We start from the raw sequence: 3664 nt of genomic DNA, 5'->3' as shown, positions 1-3664 counted from the left end.
GGCCGGGCCGGACACCAGCACGCCCAGGTTGGCGCCGGCGCCCAGGGTCTTGAGCAGGTGCGGCTCGTCGAGCGCGAGCTTGAGCCATTCGATGAGCTTGGCGGCCTGCGGCTGTGAGCCCTTGAGTTCCTCGAGGACCGTTTCGGGGCTGGCCACGTCGACCAGCTCGGTGGACACGGCCGGGCCGCCGGCCGGCACGCCCTCGCCCCAGGTGACCAGCGAGTTGGGCTGCACGCTGACCGGGCCGAGCGGGTCCACGCCGGTGACGGTCAGCAGCTCCGAGGTCCAACTGATGCCCACCGAGGCCGCCAGCGCGCGGGTGGCGGCCGCCGTCGAGAAGCCCGGGCCCAGATCGCGGGGCAGGAGCGACACGGCGTCGCCGACGGTCAGCACCTTGCCGAGCAGGGCCTGTCGCAGGGTCACCGGCGAAATGGACTGGCTGGCCAGCGACGAGCCGGACAGCGTCACCGACCGGGCGCCGTAGACGGTGACCGCGCCGACGATCACGGCGGTGCCCTCACGCAGCCCGGCGTTGGACAGCGTCACGTCGTCGAGCAGCGCGGTGCCGACCGGGGTGTCCGGCCCGGCCAGGCCCGCCACCGCCGCCGTGGTCCGCGAGCCCGTCAGCGCCACCGCGTCCCACTCCCGAATGCCAAGCGCGGCAACCACGCTCGGGTGCAGCCGGACGACACCGCGGCGCGAGTCGACGGCGGAGGTGTTCAACCGCGCGGTGAGCGTGAGCTGACGGGCCGCATCCTCGCCCGGCCGGCTCATGGCAGGCGCCCACCCGGCTTGCGCAGCCCGAGCCGCGCCATCGACCGGCGATGCGGCTGCGCCCGGCGGATCGCGCGCCGCGCGGCGCGGCGCTGCTTGGGCTCGTCGGCCCACGCCTCGGGGTGCGCGGCCAGCCAACGCTGGTTGCGGATCGCGAACGGGACGTGGCAGAGGTAGGCGATGATGATGACCCAGATCAGCACGTAGGGGGCCAGCACCGCCGCGGCCGCGCAGATGGCCAGCAGCGCCAGCAGCGGCGCCGCCCAGCTGGGGGGCACCGCCGCGGCGTGCATCTTGCGCATCGGGATCTTGCTGATCATCAGCATCGACGTCCCGGTGATCCAGATGCACAGGAACGCCGTCGAGGTCCACCAGCCCTCGCCGAACTGCAGCTTGAGCCCGATCAGCCCGATCATCGACACCGCGCCCGCCGGCGCGGGCATGCCGACGAAGAACTCGTGGGTGTAGGCGGGCTGGCTCCCGTCGCTCTGCAGCGCGTTGTACCGCGCCAGCCGCAGCACGACGCACACGGCGTAGAGCAGGATCACCACCCAGCCGGCCGGCGACTTCGTCAGCATCGTCACGTAGAGCACGATCGCCGGCGTCACACCGAAGTTCACCGCGTCGGCCAGCGAGTCGATCTCCTCGCCCATGCGCGACTGGGCGTCCAGGATGCGGGCCACCCGGCCGTCGAGCCCGTCCAGGATGGCCGCCGCGGCGATCAGCGCCATCGCGGCCTTGGGCTGGTGCTCGAGGGCGAACCGGATCGAGGTCAGGCCCGCGCAGATCGACAGCACCGTCATCGCGCTGGGCAGGATCTGCAGGTTGACCGACGGCCTGCCGCGCGGCTTGCTGATCATGGCAGCTCGGCCAGCACGGTTTCGCCGGCGATCGCGCGCTGACCCTCGCGGACAAGCGGCTCGGCGCCCGCCGGCAGATAGGTGTCGAGCCGGGAGCCGAACCGGATCAGGCCGTAGGTGTCGCCGATCGTCAGCTTGTCGCCGACGCGCGCGTCGCAGATGATGCGCCGCGCCAGCAGCCCGGCGACCTGCACGGCCACCACCTCCGCGCCGGTCGGCGTCCGGATCCGCAGGCTGGTGCGCTCGTTCTCGGTGCTGGCCGCGGCCAGATCGGCCGACCCGAACCGGCCGGGCCGGTGCTGCATGGCGATCACCTCACCGCTCACCGGCGCCCGCTGCACGTGGGCGTCCAGCAGCGACAGGAAGATGCTGACCCGGGGCAGCGGCGCGTCGCCCATGCCGAGTTCGGCCGGCGGGGCGGCGGCGTCGATCACGCACACCAACCCATCGGCGGGTGCGACGATCGCACCCGGCCGGGTCGGCGGTACCCGGGGTGGGTGGCGGAAGAATCCGGCGCAGGCGCCCGCCGCCAGCAGGCCGGCCCGTCGGATCCACCGGTGCCTGCGGCCGGCCAGCGCCAGCGCCAGGCCGCCGGCGATGAACGGCCGGCCCGCCGGGTGGACCGGCGGAACGGTCGAGCGCACCAGCTCCAACGCGTGCTGCGGGCTGAACGTTGGATCCTCGGCCGTAGGGCCGACAGGGCGGGGGCGTCGTGCCACGCGGCCATCTTACGAAAGCCGCGGCCGGTTGGTTCGGGCCCGCAGGGGGAACGCCCACCTTCGACATGCATCCGAATGACCCGCGGCTGCGCCGGGCGAAGATCGCCGTCACCGCCGTGTTCATCGCCCACGCCGTGGGGTTCTCGTCGTGGGCCGCCCACATCCCGGCGGTCAAGGCCGGGCTCGGCCTGTCCGACGCGGCGCTGGGGACGGCGCTGTTCGGTGCGCCGCTGGGGTCTGTGCTGGCCACCGTGGCCAGCCACTGGGCGCTGCCGCGGTGGGGCAGCCACCGGCTGATCCCCGTGACCGCCGCCGGCTACGCCCTCGCGGGGACGACCGTCGGGCTGGCCCGCTCCGGGCCGGCGCTGTTTGCGGCGCTGGCGCTGTGGGGGATGTTCCAGGGCGGGCTGGACGTCGCGATGAACACCCAGGCCGGCACGGTCGAGCGCCTGGCGCGCGCACCGATCATGGCGCGCTTCCACGGCATGTGGAGCCTCGGCGCACTGCTGGGCGCCCTGATCGGCGCGGCGTGCGTCGGCGCCGGCGTCGGGCTGACGCCCCAGCTGGCCGCCGTCGGGCTCGTCGCCCTGATCGTCGTCGGTGCGCTGGCGCGCGGGCTGATCCCGGACCCCGCGGCGGCGTCGCCGCGGGAGCGGTCCGGGCGGGGCTGGCTGACACCGACGGTGGCGATCCTGGCGGCGGTGGCCTTCGTGTCCTTCCTGTGCGAGGGCGCCGCCACCGACTGGTCGGCCAACTACCTGCGCAACGTCGTCGGCGCCGGGCCGGGGGTCGCCGCGCTGAGCTATACGGCCTACACGCTGACGATGGTTCTGACCCGGCTCGGCGCGATACGCCTGCACTCGCGGCTCTCGGCCCGCCGGTTGCTGCCGGCGCTCGCGCTGTTCGGCGCTGCGGGCCTGGGGGTGGCGCTGGCGGCCGCCAATCCCGTTGTCGCCGTGGCCGGTTTCGCCGCCCTGGGCGTCGGGGTGGCGCTGCTGGTGCCGACCGCGTTCAGCGCCGCCTACGGCGCGGGCGGCGCGGGCTCGGCCATCGCGATCGTCGCCGCGACGGGCTGGCTGGGTTACCTGCTGGGGCCGCCGCTGATCGGTCACCTGGCCGACCGCGTCGGGCTGGCGGCGGCCCTGGTCACGATCCCGGTGCTGATGTCGGTCGTCGCGGTCGCCATCCGCTGCGCCGCCGCGTTCGACCGGGCCGACGATTTCCATCGGCAGGTCGCCACCCCGGCGGGTTAGGTCAGGTCCCAGACCTGCAGCTCGGTCCCCTCGGGCACCTCCGCCACGTCCTCGGGAA

General features: G+C 74.3%; 3 protein-coding genes and 1 pseudogene. 1 reads left to right on the top strand and 3 read right to left on the bottom strand.

Translation table 11 applies throughout. The features are described from left to right. The 3 genes and pseudogenes from A5701_RS15170 to A5701_RS15160 form a co-directional block, all read right to left on the bottom strand. A pseudogene (locus tag A5701_RS15170) lies at nt 1–774 on the bottom strand (ATPase); the annotation flags it as partial. Continuing rightward, a complete protein-coding gene (pssA, locus tag A5701_RS15165) occupies nt 771–1634 on the bottom strand; it encodes a CDP-diacylglycerol--serine O-phosphatidyltransferase (protein ID WP_067754961.1) in 864 nt (287 codons plus the stop codon). The gene pssA and the pseudogene A5701_RS15170, both read right to left, overlap by 4 nt. Continuing rightward, nucleotides 1631–2353: a phosphatidylserine decarboxylase gene (locus tag A5701_RS15160; RefSeq protein ID WP_067754958.1), complete on the bottom strand. Its 723-nt coding sequence runs from the start codon at nt 2351–2353 to the stop codon at nt 1631–1633. Before A5701_RS15160 ends, pssA begins: the two co-directional genes overlap by 4 nt. A 65-nt stretch (nt 2354–2418) precedes the next feature. Here A5701_RS15160 and A5701_RS15155 point away from each other — a divergent pair, with 65 nt between their 5' ends. Next, the gene (locus A5701_RS15155) at nt 2419–3606 is read left to right on the top strand and encodes an MFS transporter (RefSeq protein WP_067754955.1); all 1188 of its coding nucleotides are present in this window, start codon (nt 2419–2421) and stop codon (nt 3604–3606) included. Nucleotides 3607–3664 lie beyond the last annotated feature (58 nt).

It is taken from the genome of Mycobacterium sp. E3305, assembly GCF_001666785.1.
Lineage (GTDB): Bacteria > Actinomycetota > Actinomycetes > Mycobacteriales > Mycobacteriaceae > Mycobacterium.
This window is presented reverse-complemented; position numbering and strand designations above follow the sequence as displayed.